This window comes from Psychrilyobacter sp. (assembly GCF_037132775.1).
Lineage (GTDB): Bacteria > Fusobacteriota > Fusobacteriia > Fusobacteriales > Fusobacteriaceae > Psychrilyobacter.
In genome coordinates this window covers 1-22,645 of record NZ_JBAHZY010000078.1, presented here as the reverse complement: position 1 = coordinate 22,645, position 22,645 = coordinate 1, and the positions used below count along the sequence as shown (strand labels likewise).

The window sequence follows — 22,645 nt, the reverse complement described above, 5'->3', positions numbered from 1 at the left end:
GTGAAAATAAAAATAATTGAAAATAGAAAAAAGTTCTTTACATTCTCAACTATATTAGTAGTAATAGCTTTAGCTACATTGATGTTTAAGGGAATAAATTATGGTCTTGACTTTACTGGCGGAAACCTGTTTCAGGTTAGATTTGAAAAGTCTATAGGACTCAAGGAATTGAATCCAATATTGGATGAGATTGCAAAAAGGATACCACAGTTAGATAATAATAGTAGGAAAGTACAGGTTTCTGATGGAAATGTAGTTATCATAAGAACACCAGAAATGAGTGAAAACGTAAAAAAGAACTTTATGAAAGAGTTAAAAGAAAAAGGTGGGGAATATGACTTGTTGAGATCTGATAAAGTTGGAGCTTCGATAGGAGAAGAATTGAAGAGTACAGCAATCATAGCCTTATTGGTAGGACTGCTTTTAATAGTTGGATATATTACAATTAGATTTGAATTTAAATTTGCACTAGCAGCAGTAATAGCTCTTTTCCATGACGTTATAATAGCTGTAGGAGGAATTGCACTATTGGGGTATGAGGTAAATACACCGTTTATAGCGGCAGTTTTAACAATTTTAGGATATTCTATAAATGATACAATAGTACTATTCGATAGAATCAGGGAAGTACTAAGAAAGAAGAAAGTAAGTACGTTAAGTGAAGCTATAGATCTAAGTGTCAACCAAACTTTGACTAGATCAATCAATACTTCATTTACAACATTTTTGGCTATCCTGGCTATATTAATATTTGGAGGAGCCAGTTTAAAGGTGTTTATTACAACGCTATTAATAGGAGTATTAGTAGGAACTTATTCATCTATCTTCTTGGCCAGCCCACTTATCTATCTATTGGATAAGGATGAAAAGTTAGAGGATATCGGACATAATTAAGGATTATCAAAATGAGGCTGACCCAAAAGGATCAAGCCTCATTTTTTTATTGATATAACAACACTTTCTTTTAGATAGAAATTTTACAAGAATTAAAATAACAGTTTGTGTTATAATTATGGAGTATAGAAAAAATTAAAAAAAGTTTTGAGGAGATATAAAATGGCAAGAGTTATGCTGAAAAAAGATAAGGAAAATAAGATCAAAAATTTTTATCCCAATGTATTTAAAGATGAAATAAAGCAAATAATAGGAACAATTAAAACTGGAGATATAGTAGATGTATGTGGAGAGGATCTTACATTTATTGGTCGTGGTTATGTTGTAGAGAATACCAATGCTTTGGTAAGAATATTAACAACCAAGGAAGAAACTATAGATAAGAAATTTATATTAAATAAGATAAAAGTTGCATATGAGAAAAGAAAGCATTTAAATAAAGAGACCAACTGTACCAGAATATTTTTCTCGGAAGCCGATGGAATACCAGGGCTAATTGTAGATAAATTTGATAAGTATCTCTCTGTACAATTTAGAAATTCAGGTGTAGAGGCATTTCGTTGTGAGATTGTAAATGCATTAAAAAAAGTAACAAAAACAAAGGGAATCTATGAGAGAAGTGATGTAGAAAATAGAACCCATGAGGGAGTAGAGCAAAAGACCGGAGTAATATACGGTGATATACCAGATAGAATAACTATGGAAGACAACGGTTTAAAATATACAGTAGATATAGTTGATGGTCAAAAAACTGGTTTTTTTCTGGATCAAAGAGATTCTAGAAAATTTATAAGACCATTTTTAAACTCAAATACTAGATTTTTAGATGTATTCTCATCTAGTGGTGGATTCTCTGTGGCAGCACTTGCCGAAGGATGTCAAAAAGTTGTAGCTATAGATAAAAATCCCTACGTTCTAAAATTATGTTTAGAAAACTATGAACTAAATGGTTTTGAAAATAAATTTGAAGTTGTAGAGGGAGATGCATTTGCGATGTTAAAGACATTATCAGATAGGGGAGAAAAATATGATGTAATAACCTTAGATCCTCCTTCACTGATTAAGAAAAAAATAGATATAAAAAGAGGGAGAGATTTTTTCTACAAACTATGTGTAGATAGTTTTAAGATGATGGAAACAGGGGGAATATTAGGAGTTATAAGTTGTGCTTACCATATGAGTTTAGAAGATATAATAGAAGTGACTAAGATGGCAGCCTCTAAAAACGGTTTATGCCTAGAAGTAATAGGGATAAATTATCAACCTACAGATCATCCATGGGTTTTACATATACCAGAAACGCTATATTTAAAAGCTCTTTGGGTAAGAGTAATAGAAAGATAGGAGGAGTTAATGTATATAGATATTATAGCTGGAATTATATTGGCTTTGGGAATGTTAATAGGTTTTAAAAAAGGATTTTTCTTTGAAATACTGTCATTTTTTATCTTAATATTAAATATAGTTTTGGCTAAAAAATGGACACCCTATGCCTATAAATATGTTAGCAACAATATTAAAATAAATGAAAATGTTTTATATTTTTTAACTTATTTAGCTCTTTTAATAGGGCTCTATATGATAACTTCTATTATATTATCTATCTTAAAAAAAATCCTACCCAAGATATTTGTAGGGTTGACAGACAGTATCCTAGGAGGAATTTTAGGTGGATTAAAGGGTGGGTTTATAATTTTTGTATTCCTAATATTTTTTAATTTACTATCTAGTATGGTTTCAGGAATGGAAGAATATTCAAAAGACAGCAAGGTGAATAAATTTTTTCTGAAGAATGTCACAAAGTTAGATGAATATTATCCCGAAGCTGTAAAAGAAAAGTTAGAGGAACTTGAATTTAGAAAAAATATAGAAAAACGGATAAAAGAATATATGTCAAAATAAGGAGTATTTTATGAAGATAATAGATAAATATTTGTTTAATCAGCTGAAGATGCCTGTTTTGTTTGGAATAAGTTTATTTACCTTTATATTCTTAATAGAATTGATGGTAAAGATGATGGAGAGTATCTTAGTTAAAAGGGTACCGGCACTTGATATGCTCCATTTACTTACTTACTATATACCTCCGATATTATCTCAGACCATACCCATGGGGTTTTTTCTAGGAGTAATGATAACCTATAATAAATTGACTTCAACCAGTGAAAGCGTAGCTATGGTGTCCATGGGAATGAGTCTGAATAAAATATTAAAAATACCATTTTTTATGTCCATAGGAATCTTTGTTCTTACTATTTTTTTACAGGAAAAAATAATACCAGAATCTTTTATGAGAGCTGAGACATTAGGTGTGAAAATTGCCACTGAAACACCGTCATTTCAATTGACTGAGAAGACATTTTTAGAAAATGTAGGAGAATATAGTATCTATATAGATACACTAGACCCTAAAACAAATCAAGCAAAAAATGTTGTCATTTTCCAAAAAAGTGAGAAAGAAAGTTATCCTAATGTCATGTTAGCGGACAGAACTACTTGGAAAGATGGTGCTATGACCTTAGAAGATGCTACATTTTATCAATTAGACGGTGAAGGAAAAGAGAAATTAAGGGGAAGTTTTAAGAGTCAGGTTCATCCATTGACTTCATTTCTCTCTGATTTTGATGTAGAAATAAAGGAGATAGACACTATGTCTGCTATGATGCTCCTAGAAAACATAAAAACATTAAAAAAGAATAAGAGTGCACCTGAAGATATCTTACCTTACAGGGTAGAGCTACAGAAAAAATTAGCTTCTCCATTTTCTGCAGTATTTTTAGGAATATTGGGAGTATTATTTTCTTTAGGACATCATAGAAGCGGGAAAAGTGTCAGCTATGGACTGAGTATGGCAGTGATATTTCTATATGTAACCCTTTTCAATATAGGGGTAGTGTTATCTAGTAAAGGAACTGTTAATCCAATAATCGCTATATGGTCTCCCAATCTACTCTTAGCAATTCTCACAGGAATTATGTATATTAAAAAGGCAAGGAGGGGATAGATGAAAAAAATAGATAGATATATAGTAGTTAAATTTATAAAGTCAGTTCTGTTATCTCTCTTTGCTTTTATAGGGATTTTTGTTCTATCTCAGATTTTCAAAGTTATAAACTATGTTACTTCCGAAAGGATGACAACTGTTGAAGGTGCCAAGTATATGGCCGCACTGATCCCTGGAATACTAGTACAGGTATCTCCTCTGGCAGCACTCTTAGGTGGATTGATAACAATAAATAAGATGGCCAGCAGTTTAGAGATTATAGCTCTAAAAACTTCTGGAATCAGTTTCAGGAGGATAGTTCTTCTGCCTATAATTGTTACATTTTTCATGGCAGGAGGAGCTTTTTATATCAGTAATTCCCTGCAGCCAAAAGGATTGAGAGTAGCCAGGGAGTTAAAAAGAAAAAATCAGATAGGTGAAGATAAGATTCCTGTGGAAAAAAATGATGTATATCTCAGGGGGAATGGAGATTACATCTATCATTTTGACTATATAAATAGAGAAGAAAACATAGCCAGAGGAGTAGAAATTGTAATTTTAAATAAAAATTTTGATGCTATAAAATCTATAATAACAGCTAAGTCAGCAAGGTACACCGCTGATGGAAGGTGGGAATTAGATGGAGCCAATGAAAATCAGATAGATGAAAAAAAAATAGCCTATCATAAAACCTATATAAATTTAAAACTAAAGGATGAACCCAAATTATTCCTGACTCCTAAATATAGAAAAGAGGAATTGGGCTTAACAGAGCTGAGGAAGGTAGCAGCGCTTCTCCGTAAAACTGGAGGAGAATCCAAGGAATTTGAGGTAGAATTCCATAAGAGGATAGCCTATCCGTTTGCTTGTGTAATCATAGGAATCTTGGGTCTGGCTCTTGGAAGCAGATATGTAAGAGGTTCATCAGCCATGAATATAGCCCTTAGTATTGTTTTTGGTTACGGCTATTATATTGTCCAAGCTAGTTTTGAAGCCATAGCCATAGGAGGGATCTTGTCACCCCTTGTTGGAGCATGGATTCCCAACCTTATATTTATAGGGATAGGAATGGTTGTAATGGATAAGGCAGAGTATTAACAAGAGAGAAAAAAAAGGAGAGAAATTATGATAATAGAGAAAAAATTAAAAAATGGAATTTCTATTTTTTTCGATAAGATAGATGGGATACAATCGGTAACTATAGGGATATTTGTAGGGACTGGATCTAAACATGAAGAAGCCAATGAATACGGTGTGTCTCATCTTTTAGAACATATGATGTTCAAAGGAACTAACAGAAGAACGGCTAAGGAACTATCTGAAGAGTTAGACGATGTAGGCGGAAATATAAATGCATATACTGGAAAGGAAACCACAGCTTATTACATTCAACTTTTATCTTCTAGATTAGAAGTTGGGATAGATATCTTGTCAGATATGTTTTTAAATTCTACTTTTTCAGATGAGAATTTAGAAAAAGAAAAGAAAGTTGTGATTGAAGAGATAAATATGTATGAGGATATCCCAGAGGAAAAAGTACATGATATAAATTCTACATTTGCTATCTCCGGAAACCAATCTAACATAGTTTTAGGAAGTATTGAAAGTGTAAATGGGATCAACAGAGATATCTTGGTGGATTATTTCAATAGGAGATATACACCAGAAAATATGGTTATATCTTTAGCTGGAAATATGGATATAGATAAAGTTATGGAGATGTTAGAGGATACCATGGGGACCGTAGAGAAAAAAGAAACTCAAATATCTAAAGAATTTCCTATGCAAGTAAACTCTGGAAAACAGATTTCAAAGAAAGAGATGAGCCAGGTCCATCTATGTATAAACACTAAAGGAATCTCCTATTTAGATAAAGACAGGTATAAATATTCTATAATCTCTAATATATTAGCCGGGAATATGAGTTCTAGGTTATTTCAAAAAATCAGAGAAGATCGTGGATTGGCTTATTCAATCTATAGTTATATGTCAAACTTTAAAGAGGGGGGATTATTTACTATCTATGCTGGGACGACACCTAAGGACTATAATGAAGTGATTCAGATAGTTTTGGAGGAATTTGAGGAGATAAAGAAAAATAGCGTTACTGAAAAAGAGTTGGAGAGATCGAAGAATCAATTTTTAAGTTCACTGACCTTTGGTCTGGAAAACAGCAGTGCTAGGATGAGTAGACTAGCGAACTCATACTTGACCTATGGAAGGATAAAAACGGTGGAGGAAACTATCGAAGAAATCGAGAAAATAAGCTGTGGGGACATAAAAGAGATGGCAAATAAAGTTTTCTTAGAAAAATATTATTCATATACTATTTTAGGGGATGTAAAATAAAAAAAGGAGAATTTTTAATATGAAAAAAGTGGAGGTCAAGATAATAGCAGAAAATGGAGTAACTCTTCCAAAATATATGACAGATGGCGCAGCAGGAATGGATGTATGTGCACATATTGAAAAGCCTATAACTCTAAAAAGTTTAGAGAGGCAGTTGATTCCTACAGGAATTGTCATGGAGATACCATTTGGGTATGAGGTTCAAGTAAGACCTAGAAGTGGGCTGGCAATAAAACACGGGATCACCTTGGTAAATTCTCCTGGAACCATAGATTCAGACTACAGAGGAAAGGTAGGGATAATCCTAATCAATCTGAGTTTGGATAAGTACACTATAAACCCTATGGAAAGAATTGGGCAGCTTGTCCTTCAAAGGGTATATAAAATGAAATTTATTGAAACGGATAAGGTAGAAGAAAGCAAAAGGTCTACAGGTGGTTTTGGTCATACGGGGAAATAGTACTAATTATAGATAGGTGGAAAACATGAAAAATAATAGAGACATAAGAGTTTTGATTAAAAAAGTAAAAAAAATGAGTCATAGAATTTTATTGAATGCAGTATTGATAGCGATAATTAGTGCATTTTCGATATATAGTGCAACCTACACCAGAACCACTTCTTATTTAAAAAAAGATCTGATTTGGCTCCTTTTGGGAATAGTAGTATATTTTTTATTTTCTATGATTGATTTCAAGCTGTATAAACGATATTCTAGACAAATCTATGGAATAAATCTAATCTCTCTACTGGCTGTTTTTGCATTTGGAGTAACTAAACTAGGAGCTAAGAGATGGATAGATCTAGGGTTTATGAACTTACAGCCTTCAGAGTTTTCAAAGATCTTCATAGTACTTACATTTTCAGCTCTCTTGGTGAGTAGGTATAAAAATAATTTTTCAGGTATAAAAGATGTGATCAAATCTGGAGTTCATATTTTACCTATATTTATACTAATATTAAAACAACCAGATTTGGGAACTTCACTTACGTTGGTAGCAATATTTGGAGTGTTGATATTTGTTCATGGAATAGACCAAAAAACGATAGTAATGATGCTTGGAAGTCTAGTAGCGTTTGTTCCTTTTGCATATTTTTTTATTTTAAAAGAATACCAGCAGACAAGGATTTTAACATTTTTAAATCCTGAAAGGGATCTTTTAGGAAGTGGATGGAATGTGACTCAATCTATGATAGCAGTGGGCTCAGGTGGCTTATTTGGGAAAGGATTGTTCCAAGGAACTCAGAGTAAACTTAAATTTTTACCAGAATCTCATACAGATTTTATAGGTGCTGTTTTTTTAGAAGAAACAGGGTTTCTAGGAGGGATGATATTATTAACCTTATATTTTTCCCTTATCTATAATACAGTTCGAATAGGAAATAACTCCAACGATGAGTATGGTAGGCTGATTTGTTATGGGGTAGCTGCCATAATATTTTTTCATACTACAGTAAATTTAGGTATGATAATAGGGATTATGCCGGTAACGGGTTTGCCACTTCTCCTTATGAGTTATGGTGGAAGTTCCTATATATTTACCTTTATGATGCTAGGGATAGTTCAGAGTGTGAAAGTTCACAGTGATAAATATTAATTTTTTCTAAATAAAAAAATGGAAGCCTGGCTTCCATTTTTTAGTTATTATATTATTATTTAAAAATCATCTAAAAATACTTCAGGTTCATCATTTTTTTCAGAATTTGAATTTTCTACAGGATCTTTAGGCTCCATTTTTTCTGTGTTTACTATGTTTGCTGTATTATCGATAGTTGTAATTTCAATTTGTTCAACTTGAGATATCTCCTCAACTACAGTAATAATAGGGTTAGTAATATCTAAATATTCATTTGAAACTTTATCAATAGCCCTGTCAAGATCATCGATAATAGCTTGAAGGTGGATAACAAACTTTTCCTTTGCTTTTTCAGGGACTTTGTTTTTATCTATGGCTAAAACAATAAATTCCTTTCCTTCGTTATTCCACGAGTTTGTCGTAGTAGCACCTTTTATTAGCTCTGATGAAGCTAGGTTAGCCAGATCTTCAATAGTATTTTTAGAGATTACGATATTTTTAGTGTAGATCTCATTGAAAAATGAATTTAATACATTTGTAGCCTCGTTAAAAGTTTGTTTCTTTAAAGATATTATTGCCTGCTCCTTTGCTTTCATCTTAGCTACAGCAGCGCCACTTTCATTGATTTTATAACTGCTCATAGCAAATAACTGTGTTTCTTCCTGGACGTTGAAATTATTTTTTTCTATCTCTGTATATGTAGGAGTAGCTGTAAACGTATCTTGAATATTAGTACATGCTCCTAAAGATAGGATTAATCCAGAGAGAAAAAGTATCTTTAATTTATTTTTCATGAAAAGCCTCCTAAAAATTTATTATCAATAAAGTATATAATTCTAATCTTAAAATGTCAATCTCTATAATGGTATAAAGGAAAAGATAGAGATACAAAAAAACTGTAAAGTAGTGTATAATAACAGTTGTAATTATATTGTGTATCTATCTTTTTCTTCTGGGGTGAAAGAAAAAATCTAAAAAAAATAACTTATTCTGCAAAAAAAGATACTTTTTTTGTTTTGAGTAAAAATTAAACAAGATTATATGGTAAAATAACAATAATGACGCAATGAGAAGATTGCAATAATATATAAAATCTAGTAAAATTTATAATCGGCGTAAAAGTCTTGTATTTAGTTTTACTAACTAGGAGGAGTGAAGTTAATGGGTATTTTCTCTATTAATAAAAAAAAATACGCTACATTGAAAATTGAGAAAAAAAAGGTAGAAAAAAAGGTAGAAACTAAGAAGGTGGAACCAAATATAACAGGATCAGGGCTATGGGTTAAGTGTCCGGGATGCAATGAAATAATCTACAAAAAAGATATCAAAAAAAATGAAATGAGATGTCCAAATTGTGACAACTATTTTAAAATGAGTGGAAAACAAAGAATAGAATTGTTGATAGACAAGGATACTTTTGAGGAGTTTGATGTAGATTTATTTACAAAAGATCCCCTTAAATTTCCTGACTATGCAGAAAAAATAGAAAGTGCAAAGATAAAGACTAAGTTAAAAGAAGGGGTTATTTCTGGAGTCGGAAAAATATTTGGGATGGAAGTTAGTATAGCTGCTATGGATTTTTCTTTTTTAGGTGGAAGTATGGGAACAGTAGTAGGGGAAAAAATAACCCGTGCAATTGAAAGGGGTATTGAAAGAAAGATACCTGTAATAGTAGTGGCAACTTCTGGAGGAGCTAGGATGCATGAGGGGATCTTATCACTTATGCAAATGGCAAAAACTTCTGCTGCACTTGATAGACTTCGTGAAAAAGGAGTACCATTTATATCTATTCCGGTAGATCCAACTACTGGAGGAGTAACGGCATCATTTGCCATGTTAGGAGATATAATCATCAGTGAACCAAAAGCTCTCATAGGATTTGCAGGACCTAGAGTTATAGAACAGACAATAAAACAAAAATTACCTGAAGGATTTCAATTGAGTGAATTCGTCCAAGAATGTGGAATGGTTGATATCATTGCTAAGAGAGAAGACTTAAAGAAAACTGTACACAGGGTATTAGATAATTTATTTGGACTATAATTTGGGGGTTAATAATATGGAATTTGAAAAAAAAATAATTGATATAGAGATAAAAATAGGGGAATTAAAAGAATTTTCTAAAGAGAAAGAGATCGATCTATCTGCGGAAATAGAAAAATTAAAGGTAGAAAAAGAAGTGATGTTGGTGGAAACTTATAAAAATCTGAGTTCGTGGGAGAGGGTGTCGGTAGCTAGACATCCAAAAAGACCATATACCTTGGATTATATAGATCATATTGTAGAAGATTTCGAAGAACTGCACGGAGACAGATTATTTAAAGATGATCCAGCTATTGTAGGAGGGATTGGAAAGATAGATGGGAAGAGATTTGTAATAATTGGACATCAAAAAGGTAGAGATATGGAATCTAATATATACAGAAACTTTGGAATGGCAAATCCAGAGGGATATAGAAAAGCTCTTCGTCTTATGAAATTAGCAGAAAGGTTTAAATTGCCTGTGTTAACACTGATAGATACAGCTGGAGCATATCCAGGAATAGACGCAGAAAAAAATGGTCAGGGAGAAGCCATAGCTAGAAACCTTATGGAGATGGCTGGTTTATCAACTCAGATTATAGCAATTGTTATTGGAGAAGGTGGATCTGGAGGTGCACTGGCTCTGGGAGTTGCAGATAGAGTATTTATGCTCGAAAACAGTGTATATTCCGTAATATCGCCAGAAGGATGTGCAGCAATCTTGTATAAAGATGCAAATAGAGCGCCAGAAGCGGCAAATAGTCTTAAAATATCAGCCAAACAGTTAATAAAATTAGGCGTAATAGATGATATTATAGAGGAACCTATAGGGGGAGCTCATAGAGATCATGAGATGATGGCTAAAAATTTAAAAGTAAAAATATTAGAAGCTTATACAGAAATAAAAGACCTTCCTATTTTGGAATTAAAAGATAATAGATATGAAAAATTTAGAAAAATGGGTGAAGTAAATCAAGGGGTATAGATAAAAACCCTCTTGAAAAAGTATTAATTTATTAGAAAATAACCGTAGAATTTATATTTGAAGGGGTGTTTGGATATGAAAAAAATAGCCATATTAACAAGTGGGGGAGATGCACCAGGTATGAATGCTGCTATTAGATCAGCAGCAAAACTTGCATTTCACCACGGAATAGAAGTGTTTGGAGTAAGAAGAGGTTATAAGGGTATGGTAGATAACGATATCTTTAAGATGACTAGTTCTGATGTAAGCGGAATTATAGATAGAGGGGGGACAGTACTTTTAAGTGCTCGATTACCTGAATTTAAAGATCCAGAAGTAAGAAAAATTGCTGCAGATAATTTAAAGGCTCATGAGATAGAGGGTCTTATTGTTATCGGTGGGGATGGGTCATTTCATGGAGCAGATCTTTTATACAAGGAACACGGAATTAAGGTTATTGGAATTCCAGGGACTATAGACAATGATATCATCGGAACAGATTTTACCATTGGATATGATACAACTTTAAATATAATCATAGAAGCTATGGTTAGGTTAAGAGACACTGCTACTTCCCATGAGAGAACTTATTTAGTAGAAGTAATGGGAAGAGAAACAGGAGATTTAGCGCTATATGCATCATTAGCTGCTGGAGGAGATGGGTTCTTCATACCAGAAGCAGAGGATACTGTGCAAGATATAGCTGATGTTATAAAAGAGAGAAGAGCTGTGGGTAAATTACATGACATTATATTAGTTTCCGAGGGAGTGGGGTCTGCCTATGAAATTGGAAAGGAATTAAAGAAAATTATAGATACAGAGCTGAGAATAACTGTACTAGGTCATATTCAAAGAGGGGGATCACCATCTGCATTCGACAGAGTACTAGCAACAAAAATGGGTGCTAAAGCTGTAAAAGAACTTATGGCAGGAGAAAGTGGAATGATGATTTGTTCTGAGAGCAATAAGATAACTACAAAATTCATTGATTATGCATGGAATGGAATAGTGGATAACACTCAAAAAAGAAAAGATATTGAATTAGCTCATATCTTAACCAAATAATATAACGCTGAGCAGAAGCTTATTTATAATAATTTTTTACAAATTCAGGAGGGAAAGAATGAAAAAAACGAAAATCGTATGTACCATTGGTCCAAAATCGGAATCCAAGGAAATGTTAACAGAGCTTTTAAAAGCTGGAATGAATGTAATGAGATTAAATTTTTCCCATGGAAACCATGTTGAACATGGTGTCAGAATAGATACAATGAGGGAAGTAATAAAGGAAACTGGAATTAAAGCAGCTATCCTTTTAGATACAAAGGGACCTGAGATCAGAACTATTAAGTTAGAAGGTGGAAATAACGTAATCTTAGAAGCAGGTCAAGAATTTACAATTACAACGGATGAAACTATTATTGGAAATAAGGGTATAGTAGCAGTTACATATAAAGGATTAACAGAGGACTTAAAAGCTGGAAACATAATCTTATTAGATGATGGTTTAGTAGGACTTACAGTTAAAGAAGTTACCGGTGACAAGGTGATTTGTACTGTAAATAATACTGGAGCATTGGGAGAAAATAAAGGGGTTAACTTACCAGGTGTATCTGTAAACTTACCTGCATTATCGGAAAAAGACATCAATGACCTTAAATTTGGTTGCGAACAAGGGGTAGATTTTGTAGCAGCTTCATTTATCAGAAAAGCTGATGATGTAAGAGCAGTAAGAACAGTTTTAGATAATAATGGAGGAGCTAATATCCAAATTATCTCTAAGGTAGAAAACCAAGAGGGTGTTGATAACTTTGATGAGATATTAGAATTATCTAACGCAATCATGGTAGCTAGAGGAGACCTAGGAGTAGAGATACCTGTAGAAGAAGTACCATTTGCACAAAAAATGATGATCGACAAGTGTAACGAAGTTGGGAAAATGGTGATCACAGCTACGCAAATGTTAGATTCAATGATTCAAAACCCAAGACCAACTAGAGCAGAAGCCGGAGACGTAGCCAATGCAATCTTAGATGGTACAGATGCAGTAATGCTTTCAGGAGAAACAGCTAAGGGTAAATACCCGGTGGAAGCTGTGGAAACAATGGCACAAATTTGTAGAAAAACAGATTCAGTAATGGGATATGTTCACCATGATTTCAGAGGAGATATGAGTATAACTGAAGCAGTTTCTAAAGGAACTGTAGAAGTAGCAGAGACATTAAATGCTAAATTAATTTTTGTAGCAACTGAAACAGGTAGAGCAGCTAGAAACTTAAGAAAATACTTCCCATCTGCACATATAGTAGCACTTACAAATAATGAGACTACAGCTAACCAACTTATGTTGACTAAGGGTGTTTACCCAGTAATGAATACAGACTCAGCAATCGATGATGATGTAAAGACCATCGAAGCATTTGCAGGATTTGCACAAGTCATATCTAAGAAATATGTAGAGGCTGTAGCTGGAGATATCGTAGTATTATCTTGTGGAGAAGAGTTATATAAGCCAGGAACTACAAATACTTTAAAAGTAATAACTATTAAATAATAGCCCCTCTTCTTTCCTTGTGGGATGAGAGGTGAATGTAAAAATATATATAGAAAAGGAGCTGAAATTTCAGCTCCTTTTCTATTTTGATTCGTTTTATATGGTTATAAAATTTCTGATTGTTTAGAACACTGATAAAACTATATCATTATATTTTTGTTAAAATGTTGGTGCTATAATCCCTTTATATTTATCGATGATAAAAGTTTTTACTTTTTCGCTGTGGAGTGCCTTCATGAGTGCTTCTACCTTTTTATTATTTTTATTCTCTGTTTTAACAGCTACAATATTGGTATAAGGTGAATCTTTTCCCTCTCTTAATATTGCATCTTTTACAGGGTTAATTCCAGCATCTAAAGCATAGTTTCCATTGATAAATGCACAGTCTACATCCTGTAAAGATCTAGGAAGCTGAGCAGCATCGAGTTCTTTAAAATTTAATTTTTTAGGATTTTCTATGATATCTAGTACTGTAGCTTTCAATCCAGCTTTTGGATCTAACTTGATAAGCCCCGCTTTTTCTAAGATGATTAATGCTCTTCCACCATTGGAAGGATCATTTGGAATAGCAATAGTAGCATCGTCTTGTAATTCACTTAGGTCTTTTATCTTATCTGAAAAGAGGCTAAGTGGAGATACGAATACTCCTCCAACAGAACTTAGATCCAATCCTCTATCCTTTGAGAATGCGTCTAAATATGGTAGATGTTGAAAGAAGTTAGCATCGATATCTCCATCATTTAGGGCTTGATTAGGAGTAACATAATCGGTAAACTCGATAATCTCAAGCTGGATCCCCTCTTTGGCTAAATCATCCTTTATAACTTCTAAGATTTCAACATGGGGAGATGGTGATGCTCCGATTCTTAATATGTTATTTTCAGCGACCTCTTTCTTTCCACAACCTATAAATACAGCAATAAGTGTTAATAATAATATAATTTTATTCATAATATACTCCTTTTTTAAATTATAGTTTACCTTAATTAAAGAAAATTCTTTAATTATTTTTAGAATGCAGGGACAACTCCGCCTTTATAGTTTTCTAAAATAAACTTTTTTACTTTTTCACTTTGTAAAGCATTGATTAAAGCTACAATTTTTTTATTTTTTTCATGATTTTCTTTTACAACTACAATATTGGCATATGGGGAATTAGCACCTTCTAATAAAATAGAATCTTCTATTGGATTTAAGTCACTTTGTAAAGCATAGTTACCATTAATGACAGCTGCATCTACATCTTCTAATGTTCTTGGAATCTGCGCAGCATCAATAGCTTTGAATTTGAAATTATGAGTATTTGTTACAATATCAAATTCTGTAGCTTTTAATCCCGCTTTTGGATCTAGTTTTATCAATCCTGCATATTCTAGTAATATTAAAGCTCTGGCACCATTAGATGGGTCATTGGGAATTATGATTAGAGCTCCGTCTGGTAAATCTTTTAAATTAGTATATTTTTTTGAATATAATCCCAAAGGTTCTACATGGACTTTTCCTGCTACTACAAGTTTAAGGTTTCTATCTTTTGAAAACGATTCTAAGTATGGAACATGTTGGAAGAAATTAGCATCGATCTCTCCATCATTAAGAGCTAAGTTTGGAGTGACATAATCGGTGAACTCTATAATTTGCAGGTCTATCCCTTCTTTTTTTAAATCATTTTTTATTAAATTTAATAATTCGGAATGAGGTACAGGGGTAGCTCCAACTCTTAGTACATTGTTTTCAGCGACCTCTTTCTTTCCACATCCGATAAATACAGCAATAAGTGTTAATAATAATATAATTTTTTTCATAATTTATTCCTCCTAATATGTATGGATAATTCATGAATTATCCCAAAGTTAATTTTGATTAAATTTTTTATCCTTACTTTCTTCTGGCTGTGATCTTGCTGACAATACTATTTCCTGTAAATTGAACTATTTGAACCAGTACTACTATACTGATAACCGATATAATCATGATATCGACTTGAAACCTTTGGTATCCATATCTGATTGCTACATCTCCTAAACCACCTCCTCCAATGGCTCCTGCCATGGCAGAATAACCGATTAAATTTATTATAGTTAGGGTGATACCATGAATAAGGCTTGGAAGTGCCTCTGGAATTAACACCTTGGTAATAATCTCAAATTTAGAAGCACCTAGTGATATAGAAGCTTCGATAATCCCTCTATCTACTTCACTCACGGCTCCCTCTATAATTCTAGCAACAAATGGAATTGCTGAGATAGATAGAGGTACAATACTGGCTGTAGATCCGATAGTGGTTCCGACGATAAACCTTGATATTGGTAAAACTAAGATCATCAATATGATAAATGGAAAGGATCTTCCTATGTTTACAATAAGATCTAAAATTTTATTTAATTTATTCATAGGGAGTATATTATCAGGTTTGGTAGCGTATAATAATATTCCTATGGGGATCCCTATGAGGAGGGAAAAGATCACTGAAAATAAGACCATGTATATAGTTTCGCCAAATGCCGGTAATAGCAGACTTATAATTTTATCCATTGTATAACACCTCAATTCCTAATTTATTTTGTTCTAACCACTCTATACTTTTTAATTGTTTTTCCATCTCCCCACTGAGCTCTAATATAAGGTGACCGACACTCTTGGTCACTAACTTATTGATACTTCCAGCTAGGATACTTATGTCTACATCAAACTTTCTAATGAGCTGTGAGATGATAGGTTTATCAATAGTCGCTCCTATGTAGGAGATTTTTATTATCTTTCTGCCTTTCTTTTGGCTGAATTCAACTTCTATTTCCTCCTCTGGAATCAAGTGTTTTATAAACTCCTGAGTAATTATAGTTTTAGGTTTTGAAAATATATTCATAACCTCTCCTACCTCCACAACATTCCCACCGTCTAAAACTGCTACTTTATTACATGAATCTCTTATAACTTCCATTTGATGGGTGATAAGAATGATAGTCAGGTTTAATTTTTTTTGGAGATCTTTTAATAAGTTTAAGATATTCTTGGTGGTTTTTGGATCAAGTGCACTGGTAGCTTCATCTGAAAGAAGAATCTTGGGATGATTGGCAAGGGCTCTAGCGATAGCAACTCTTTGTTTCTGTCCTCCAGATAATTGGGCTGGGTAGCTATCTATCTTCTCTTCTAATTCTACTAATTTTAGGAGCTCGATAATTCTAGGTCTTATCTTTTCCTTGGGATAGTTGGCTACCTCTAAAGCAAAAGCTATATTCCCACCCACACTTCTGGAGTTCATAAGATTAAAGTGCTGAAAGATCATTCCTGTTTTTTTTCTGTACTCTTGAAGCTCAGAATTATTAAAAGCTAGAATATCTTTTTTATCCACGATGATCTCACCGCTAGTTGGTTCTTCTAATCTGTTTAGGAGTCTGATAAGGGTTGATTTCCCAGCTCCACTGAGGCCGATGATCCCGTAGAAATCACCTTTTTCAATATCTAAGCTGATATTTTTTAACGCATCTACTCTGATATTATTACTGATATAAGTTTTTTCTATGTTTTTGATCTGGATCATAATTTTCATCTCCTTTAAATTTTTTTTAATAAAAAAAGCCTGTGGCGTCTACCACAGGCTTTCGTAATTGCTTGAAAGATGTTTGACAGACTCATGTAATTAAATACAAAATGAGTCTGTCCTTAAATTAAATAATTTAAGTTACAAACTCCTCCACGGCATCATCATCATATTTAATTGTCTGAATTCAAAATTTTTCATAGCAATCTTCCTCATTTTTTATTTTTTTAGATAATAACATGGTTTTTTGGAGATGTAAAGAAAAATCTAAAAAAAAATACTTTAGTACTGTTTTTTTAGGCTAGAAAATAGAATAAAGTGTTGTTTTTAGTATTTTAAATTTGAGGGGATAAAGTAAATTTAGAAGAGTTAAAAATATCTGAACGTAGATTGTATTTAATTTTAGAACAATTAAAAAATTATGGATATTTAGAAGGAGTAGGGTCAGAAAGATATCATCAAGGGGGTTTAGATGTATCAGTTGATTCTCCTTATTTAACTTTAGCAGGAATGAATTATTTAGAGATGGATTCAACCATGAAGAAGATACAGGTAGAACTTACAAATCCAGAAGAAATAGCTCTTGAATTAAAAGAGATAGGAAATAGTTTGTCGGGTTTAGATAAGGGACAGCAAGAAATCGTTAAGTTATTAGCTTCTCATGTTGAAATATTAGACGAAATTAGATTTTTAGAAGCAGATAAGATGACTATAATGAAAGAAAAACTTATTAAATTAAGGGATGAGGATAAAGATAAAAAAATACCTTGGGAAAGCATCATTAGTTTAGTAACAACAATAGAAAGTAACTTAAATTAAAAACAAGAAAAAAATTTAATAAATTATTAGATCTTATATATATAATTTGTAAATCTCCCTCTTACACCTAAAATAAGTAGATGAGAGTACTGTTTATTTATCTAGAAGCAGTGAAAATAGAGCTACTAGGTCATAATTATAGAGCAAGATACATAATAAAAAACAAACAAAAATAAAAGACATTCTGCCTATATAATTATTACAGTTAGGAAATTTTTTATTGACTTTTCCATGCATCTATATTATAATCATTCTAAATCAATTAACGGAGGGTTATTATGAAGCTAAGGAAACTAAGGAGTATATTCAAATTTAATAATATTTGTATTCCTAATGGAGATTTTTCTTGATTTATAATTTTAATTTTGTTTCTGGAAAACGATAAAATTGTAGGTTTGGATGCGGACATTATGGAAGAACTAACAAAGAGAATGGGAGTTGAATACCAATGGTCTAATATGACATTTGATGGTTTAATACCAGCTCTTCAAATGAATAAAATTGATATAGTTATTGCTGGAATGAGTATCACTCCTCAAAGAGCTAAAGCTGTTAATTTTTCAGTACCTTATCTTTCTTCTGAAGTCGTATTTGTAGGAAGTAAAAATAATCCTATAAATTCAATTGATGAATTAGTAGGAAAAACTTTTGGAGTTGAACTGGGTACGACTAAAGAAGCTAGTGCTAAAAAAATTAAAAATTCTAAGGTAATCCCTTTCAATGGTAATACTCCTACACTTATAGCTTTAAAATTTGGAAAGATAGATGCTATGGTTGTTGATAAAAGTGTTGGAGATAACTATGTTTCTAATAACGATGATTTAATGTTAATTGGAACTTTATCTGGAGAGCCTAAAGCAATCGCCGTTGGTAAAAAATACCCTGAGCTTCTTGGAAAAGTAAATGTTGCTTTAAGTAAAATGATAAAAGATGGAACTATCTCTAATTTAAAAGAAAAGTATGGAGGAAAATAATGAAAGAAAATTTTAATTTTACAAATTACTTTGTTGATACAAAAATTTGGGTAATCTTAAAAGAAGAAATAAAAGAATTCAATAATATTTTAATTATAACTGGTGAAAAATCATTTGATGCTATTAAAGAAAATTTGTTACCTGTAATTAAAAATAAAAATTATACAATAAAAAAATATATGGGAGAATGTTCTTATGAACATTCTCAAGATATTATTGATTCAACTTTTACAGAAAATTTTGATCTTGTTATTGCTGCTGGTGGAGGAAAAGCTATCGATATAGGAAAAATTGTAGCCTCTAAAATAAATCTAGATTTATTTGCTATTCCTACAATAGCTTCAACTTGTGCTGGAACTTCAGCTGTTTCTGTAGTATATAGCAATGATCATTCGTTTAAAGATTTATATTTCCTTAAAACTGTCCCAAACAAAATATTTATAGATTTAGAAACGTTAAATAATGCACCTAAGAAATATTTATGGGCAGGAATAGGAGATACATTAGGAAAATATTATGAAGTTAATCTAAAAAAAGAAAATTTAAGTAAAAAAAATCCAAAGATTAATTTTTCTAGTTTAATGGGAATTGAACTTGCCAATAATTGTAAAAATATTATTCTTGAAAATTCAGAAGAAGCATATTTTAATTCTAAAATAACAGAGGAATTTAAAGAAGTTGTACTTACGATAGTTGTAAATACTGGTATGGTTTCTAATTTAGTAGATGAATTTTTTAATGGAGCAATTGCTCATTCGGTTTTTTATGGGCTTACAATTTTACCTAATGTTGAAAAAGATCATCTTCATGGAGAAATTGTAGCTTTTGGTATTTTAGTTCAACTTTTAATTGAAAAAAAATATGAAGAATATAATCTTCTTTTAAAATTTTATGAGAAATTTAAATTACCAATATCCCTAAAAGAAATTGTACTACTTGATAATTTTTTAGAAAAAGAAAATGAAATATTAGAGAGCATATTAAATTCACCTAATATTGTTGATTTTGAGTTTAATATTAATAAAATAAATTTAAAGAATGCTCTACTTTACAAGTAATTTATTTGGAGGTTATATGAACAATTTTATTGCAGATAGATTTAAAAATAGAACCAACGCAATGGGAAGCGATGAATTTAATGAAAAATGTAAATATTCACCTATTAATTTAGGACTCGGAGATTTAGATATTACAACTGATGAGATCATTATAAAAAAAGCTATGAATGATGCTATTGCTGGACATACTCACTATACTGACCCTTATGGTTATCTTGAATTAAGAGAAGAAATTTGTAATTATCATGAAAATAATTTTGAAAATTATAAATTTTTAGAGGAAAATGTTTTAGTTGTTACTGGAGCTTGTCATGCTCTTTACCTTTTAATAAATTCGATCACTAATCCTGGAGATGAAATTATAGTTTTGGCTCCTTTTTTTCCAATATATGCTAATGCTATTTCTCTTGCAAATAGTGTTACTAAAGTGGTTGAAACAAAGGTTTCAAATGGTTTCCAAATCATTAAGGAAGATTTAGAAAATAGTATTTCATCTAAAACAAAAGCTATTATAGTTAATTCTCCATGTAATCCGACAGGAGTTTGTTATAATATGGAAAGTCTTAATATTATAAGAGAAATTGCAATAAAATATAATCTTCTTGTGATAGCTGATGATGTCTATGATTTTTATACATATGAAAATTCATTCACACCAATCTACACATTACCTGATATGAAAGAAAGAACTGTAAGTGTCTGTAGCTTTTCTAAGGACTTTGCAATGACTGGCTGGCGTATAGGTTATGTTATTGGTAACAAAGATATAATTGACTGTATGAGTTTCATTAATGAGGCTATTATCTATAGTGCACCTTCAGTTTCACAAAGATGTGCTTTACATGCTCTTAAAGACTTTAAAAGGATAAAAGAAAATCTTATTCCTATATTTAAAGAAAGAGTTGAATATTCATATAATAGAATAAAAAATATATCTTATTTAAATTGTTTTAAACCTCAAGGAGGAATATATTTATTTATAAATATTGAAAAAACTAAAATGACATCTGATGAGTTTTCAAAATTTTTAATTGAAAATTATGGAATCATGGTTCTAAGTGGTAAGAGCTTCGGAGGAGAAGGTTTTATTAGGATAGCTTGTACTCTTGAAATATCTGAATTAAAAGAAGCTTTTGATAGAATGGAAAATATAAAATTTTAATGAGAAGAGTTTCATAAAAATTTCATAGCTAAAAAAAACAACTTTAATAGTTGTTTTTTTTATTTTATCAAGCGGGACAATTTATTATATAATTTACCAAAAATATATTTTAGCAATATTTTATTAGGAATGATGATGTAGGAATGTTTGTTTTTAGCATTTAGTATTTGAGGATACTATTTAATTTTTTAAAATCAATTTTTGGAAAAGATATTTGTACCTTAAATTCATTTTTAGTTAAATAAAAGCCTATATTTGGAAAATAACATTGAATTATAGTCTTTATTTTGTTATAATTCTAATATAAAATGAAATTGGAGTGATATTTATGTTTAAAGAATTTAAGTTTGGAAATTTTAGGTCTTTCAAGGAAAAACAGGTTCTTTCTTTAGAAGCAATGGGTCAAAAGCGTCCCGAATTAGATTGTTTCAATATTCAAGAAATTGGGAAAGATAAAATCCTTAAAACATCGGTTATTTATGGGCATAACTCTTTTGGAAAATCTAATATATTTAAAGCTTTATCTATGATGCAAAGAATTATAAAGCAGTGTACAAACCCAGATTACAAAATTGATGTAGATAATTTTAAATTGGATAAGGAAAGTAAAGGTTTACCTTCTATATTTGAACTTACTTTTATTAATAATTCTATAACTTATAGATATGGATTTGAAATACTAGAAGATAAAATTATTAGAGAATCATTACATAAAAAAAATGTTAGAGAAGTCGCTATTTTTCAAAGGGAATCGTCAGAAAATAGTTCTATTGAGTTAAACACAAGTTACAACAGTCTGAAAAAATATATTAAATTCACCAGAGAAAATGAATTGTTTTTATCTTCTATGATAAAAAATAATGAAACTGATGAAATAAAAGACATCTATGATTGGATATTAAATAATATAAAAGTTTTTTCAGCAGATAGAATATCCTCTGCAACTACTTCTAGGTTATTTTTAGATGAGAAATTGAAAAAGAGAAAAATATTAGAGGCTCTACAAAATGCAAATCTAGGAATAGAGAGTATTGAAATTACGGAAGAAGAAAAAGATTTTAATGACATACCTAATTTTATAAAAGAACTCATAGAGAAAGAGCTTAAAGGAAAAGAAGATTCAGAAAAAAAATTCTTTAAAACAGAAGAAGTGTTTCAACACAATATTTATGATGGAAATGAAAAAAAAATAGATACTATAAATTTCGAGCTTTATGATAAAGAATCAGAGGGAACTATCAAATTGTATTCTATCATTGGACCAGTACTAGATGCTTTAGAAAATGGACATACTTTATTCATTGATGAACTGGATTCAAAGTTGCACCATAGTATTACTAAATATATTGTAGATCTATTTCATGACCTATCTATAAATACAGAAAATGCTCAACTTATATTTAATACTCATGATTTTTATTTGTTAAAGGAAGATATTTTCAGAAAAGATCAAATTTATTTTGCAAATAAGAATAAATTCGGTGAGTCATCACTTTATTCTTTAGGTGATTTTAAAGGGATAGATAAAAAATCAAACGTTTTAGCACATTATCTTGCTGGTAATTTTGGAGCTGTTGGTAATATAAAGATAGGTGGCTAGATGGCAAGAAAAAGTAAAGAATACAGTTCAAAAGTATTAGATTCAGGAATAAATTTAAGTATGGATGGAAAGGGGAGATGTTTGGATAATATATGGATAGAAAGATTTTGGAGGACAATAAAGTACAGTGAAATATTTCTTAATGAATATC

The 22,645-nt window shown here is 31.3% G+C and carries 21 protein-coding genes and 1 pseudogene; 17 read left to right on the top strand and 5 right to left on the bottom strand.

Features of this window, described 5'->3' with window-relative positions:
- The 8 genes from secF (at window position 1) to rodA (ending at window position 7,824) form a co-directional block, all read left to right on the top strand.
- Window positions 1-894 carry a protein translocase subunit SecF gene (gene secF / locus V5784_RS05280; RefSeq protein ID WP_336887998.1) on the top strand — a complete coding sequence of 298 codons (894 nt, stop codon included), beginning with the start codon at window positions 1-3 and terminating at the stop codon, window positions 892-894.
- Between the two features lie 162 nt (window positions 895-1,056).
- Window positions 1,057-2,238, top strand: coding sequence for a class I SAM-dependent rRNA methyltransferase (locus V5784_RS05275; protein WP_336887997.1), 1,182 nt, complete (start codon window positions 1,057-1,059; stop codon window positions 2,236-2,238).
- 9 nt (window positions 2,239-2,247) lie between these two features.
- Window positions 2,248-2,796, top strand: coding sequence for a CvpA family protein (locus V5784_RS05270; RefSeq protein WP_336887996.1), 549 nt, complete (start codon window positions 2,248-2,250; stop codon window positions 2,794-2,796).
- Between the two features lie 10 nt (window positions 2,797-2,806).
- On the top strand, window positions 2,807-3,898 hold the full coding sequence (locus V5784_RS05265; RefSeq protein WP_336887995.1) for an LptF/LptG family permease: 1,092 nt from the start codon (window positions 2,807-2,809) through the stop codon (window positions 3,896-3,898).
- Window positions 3,899-4,975 (top strand): LptF/LptG family permease, encoded by a 1,077-nt coding sequence (locus V5784_RS05260; protein ID WP_336887994.1) that lies wholly within the window; start codon window positions 3,899-3,901, stop codon window positions 4,973-4,975.
- Between the two features lie 27 nt (window positions 4,976-5,002).
- Window positions 5,003-6,226, top strand: a complete 1,224-nt coding sequence (locus V5784_RS05255; protein ID WP_336887993.1) for a pitrilysin family protein — start codon at window positions 5,003-5,005, stop codon at window positions 6,224-6,226.
- Between the two features lie 19 nt (window positions 6,227-6,245).
- Window positions 6,246-6,686, top strand: coding sequence for a dUTP diphosphatase (dut, locus tag V5784_RS05250; RefSeq protein WP_336887992.1), 441 nt, complete (start codon window positions 6,246-6,248; stop codon window positions 6,684-6,686).
- A 25-nt stretch (window positions 6,687-6,711) separates the two neighbouring features.
- Complete coding sequence (gene rodA, locus V5784_RS05245; RefSeq protein ID WP_336887991.1) at window positions 6,712-7,824, top strand: rod shape-determining protein RodA; 1,113 nt, start codon at window positions 6,712-6,714, stop codon at window positions 7,822-7,824.
- Window positions 7,825-7,883: 59 nt separating this feature from the next.
- Here the strand turns inward: rodA and V5784_RS05240 are convergent, their stop codons facing one another.
- The gene (locus V5784_RS05240; protein ID WP_336887990.1) at window positions 7,884-8,597 is read right to left on the bottom strand and encodes a hypothetical protein; all 714 of its coding nucleotides are present in this window, start codon (window positions 8,595-8,597) and stop codon (window positions 7,884-7,886) included.
- 367 nt (window positions 8,598-8,964) lie between these two features.
- Here V5784_RS05240 and accD point away from each other — a divergent pair, with 367 nt between their 5' ends.
- The 4 genes from accD (at window position 8,965) to pykF (ending at window position 13,343) form a co-directional block, all read left to right on the top strand.
- Entirely contained in the window at window positions 8,965-9,846 is an 882-nt protein-coding gene (accD, locus tag V5784_RS05235) for an acetyl-CoA carboxylase, carboxyltransferase subunit beta (protein ID WP_336888006.1), read from the top strand.
- A 16-nt stretch (window positions 9,847-9,862) separates the two neighbouring features.
- Entirely contained in the window at window positions 9,863-10,810 is a 948-nt protein-coding gene (locus V5784_RS05230; protein ID WP_336887989.1) for an acetyl-CoA carboxylase carboxyltransferase subunit alpha, read from the top strand.
- 75 nt (window positions 10,811-10,885) lie between these two features.
- Window positions 10,886-11,854, top strand: coding sequence for a 6-phosphofructokinase (gene pfkA / locus V5784_RS05225; RefSeq protein ID WP_336887988.1), 969 nt, complete (start codon window positions 10,886-10,888; stop codon window positions 11,852-11,854).
- A gap of 58 nt (window positions 11,855-11,912) precedes the next feature.
- On the top strand, window positions 11,913-13,343 hold the full coding sequence (gene pykF / locus V5784_RS05220) for a pyruvate kinase PykF (RefSeq protein WP_336887987.1): 1,431 nt from the start codon (window positions 11,913-11,915) through the stop codon (window positions 13,341-13,343).
- Window positions 13,344-13,502: 159 nt separating this feature from the next.
- On the opposite strand, the gene V5784_RS05215 is transcribed toward pykF, so the two are convergent.
- The 4 genes from V5784_RS05215 to V5784_RS05200 all read right to left on the bottom strand — a co-directional run bounded on the left by V5784_RS05215 (window position 13,503) and on the right by V5784_RS05200 (window position 16,881).
- Window positions 13,503-14,294: a MetQ/NlpA family ABC transporter substrate-binding protein gene (locus tag V5784_RS05215; RefSeq protein ID WP_336887986.1), complete on the bottom strand. Its 792-nt coding sequence runs from the start codon at window positions 14,292-14,294 to the stop codon at window positions 13,503-13,505.
- A 59-nt stretch (window positions 14,295-14,353) separates the two neighbouring features.
- On the bottom strand, window positions 14,354-15,145 hold the full coding sequence (locus V5784_RS05210; RefSeq protein ID WP_336887985.1) for a MetQ/NlpA family ABC transporter substrate-binding protein: 792 nt from the start codon (window positions 15,143-15,145) through the stop codon (window positions 14,354-14,356).
- Between the two features lie 73 nt (window positions 15,146-15,218).
- Window positions 15,219-15,875, bottom strand: coding sequence for a methionine ABC transporter permease (locus V5784_RS05205; protein WP_336887984.1), 657 nt, complete (start codon window positions 15,873-15,875; stop codon window positions 15,219-15,221).
- On the bottom strand, window positions 15,868-16,881 hold the full coding sequence (locus tag V5784_RS05200; RefSeq protein WP_336887983.1) for an ATP-binding cassette domain-containing protein: 1,014 nt from the start codon (window positions 16,879-16,881) through the stop codon (window positions 15,868-15,870). The genes V5784_RS05205 and V5784_RS05200 overlap by 8 nt, the downstream gene beginning before the upstream one ends.
- Before the next feature lie 363 nt (window positions 16,882-17,244).
- Here V5784_RS05200 and V5784_RS05195 point away from each other — a divergent pair.
- The 5 genes and pseudogenes from V5784_RS05195 to V5784_RS05175 form a co-directional block, all read left to right on the top strand.
- Window positions 17,245-17,700: pseudogene (locus V5784_RS05195) on the top strand (YjcQ family protein); the annotation flags it as partial.
- A 365-nt stretch (window positions 17,701-18,065) separates the two neighbouring features.
- Window positions 18,066-18,674: a transporter substrate-binding domain-containing protein gene (locus V5784_RS05190; RefSeq protein WP_336887982.1), complete on the top strand. Its 609-nt coding sequence runs from the start codon at window positions 18,066-18,068 to the stop codon at window positions 18,672-18,674.
- On the top strand, window positions 18,674-19,732 hold the full coding sequence (locus tag V5784_RS05185) for an iron-containing alcohol dehydrogenase (protein ID WP_336887981.1): 1,059 nt from the start codon (window positions 18,674-18,676) through the stop codon (window positions 19,730-19,732). Before V5784_RS05190 ends, V5784_RS05185 begins: the two co-directional genes overlap by 1 nt.
- A gap of 16 nt (window positions 19,733-19,748) precedes the next feature.
- Window positions 19,749-20,894, top strand: a complete 1,146-nt coding sequence (locus V5784_RS05180; RefSeq protein WP_336887980.1) for an aminotransferase class I/II-fold pyridoxal phosphate-dependent enzyme — start codon at window positions 19,749-19,751, stop codon at window positions 20,892-20,894.
- A 328-nt stretch (window positions 20,895-21,222) separates the two neighbouring features.
- Window positions 21,223-22,494, top strand: a complete 1,272-nt coding sequence (locus tag V5784_RS05175; RefSeq protein WP_336887979.1) for an ATP-binding protein — start codon at window positions 21,223-21,225, stop codon at window positions 22,492-22,494.
- Window positions 22,495-22,645 lie beyond the last annotated feature (151 nt).

Excerpts from the sequence above, each read along its gene's own strand:
- V5784_RS05180 (WP_336887980.1), top strand. The coding sequence starts at position 19,749 with ATGAACAATTTTATTGCAGATAGATTTAAAAATAGAACCAACGCAATG.
- V5784_RS05210 (WP_336887985.1), bottom strand. The coding sequence starts at position 15,145 with ATGAAAAAAATTATATTATTATTAACACTTATTGCTGTATTTATCGGA.
- V5784_RS05175 (WP_336887979.1), top strand. The coding sequence starts at position 21,223 with ATGTTTAAAGAATTTAAGTTTGGAAATTTTAGGTCTTTCAAGGAAAAA.
- V5784_RS05255 (WP_336887993.1), top strand. The coding sequence starts at position 5,003 with ATGATAATAGAGAAAAAATTAAAAAATGGAATTTCTATTTTTTTCGAT.
- pykF (WP_336887987.1), top strand. The coding sequence starts at position 11,913 with ATGAAAAAAACGAAAATCGTATGTACCATTGGTCCAAAATCGGAATCC.
- V5784_RS05240 (WP_336887990.1), bottom strand. The coding sequence starts at position 8,597 with ATGAAAAATAAATTAAAGATACTTTTTCTCTCTGGATTAATCCTATCT.
- V5784_RS05265 (WP_336887995.1), top strand. The coding sequence starts at position 2,807 with ATGAAGATAATAGATAAATATTTGTTTAATCAGCTGAAGATGCCTGTT.
- V5784_RS05230 (WP_336887989.1), top strand. The coding sequence starts at position 9,863 with ATGGAATTTGAAAAAAAAATAATTGATATAGAGATAAAAATAGGGGAA.
- rodA (WP_336887991.1), top strand. The coding sequence starts at position 6,712 with ATGAAAAATAATAGAGACATAAGAGTTTTGATTAAAAAAGTAAAAAAA.
- V5784_RS05270 (WP_336887996.1), top strand. The coding sequence starts at position 2,248 with ATGTATATAGATATTATAGCTGGAATTATATTGGCTTTGGGAATGTTA.
- V5784_RS05215 (WP_336887986.1), bottom strand. The coding sequence starts at position 14,294 with ATGAATAAAATTATATTATTATTAACACTTATTGCTGTATTTATAGGT.
- V5784_RS05260 (WP_336887994.1), top strand. The coding sequence starts at position 3,899 with ATGAAAAAAATAGATAGATATATAGTAGTTAAATTTATAAAGTCAGTT.
- V5784_RS05200 (WP_336887983.1), bottom strand. The coding sequence starts at position 16,881 with ATGATCCAGATCAAAAACATAGAAAAAACTTATATCAGTAATAATATC.
- V5784_RS05185 (WP_336887981.1), top strand. The coding sequence starts at position 18,674 with ATGAAAGAAAATTTTAATTTTACAAATTACTTTGTTGATACAAAAATT.
- V5784_RS05205 (WP_336887984.1), bottom strand. The coding sequence starts at position 15,875 with ATGGATAAAATTATAAGTCTGCTATTACCGGCATTTGGCGAAACTATA.
- pfkA (WP_336887988.1), top strand. The coding sequence starts at position 10,886 with ATGAAAAAAATAGCCATATTAACAAGTGGGGGAGATGCACCAGGTATG.
- V5784_RS05275 (WP_336887997.1), top strand. The coding sequence starts at position 1,057 with ATGGCAAGAGTTATGCTGAAAAAAGATAAGGAAAATAAGATCAAAAAT.
- dut (WP_336887992.1), top strand. The coding sequence starts at position 6,246 with ATGAAAAAAGTGGAGGTCAAGATAATAGCAGAAAATGGAGTAACTCTT.
- accD (WP_336888006.1), top strand. The coding sequence starts at position 8,965 with ATGGGTATTTTCTCTATTAATAAAAAAAAATACGCTACATTGAAAATT.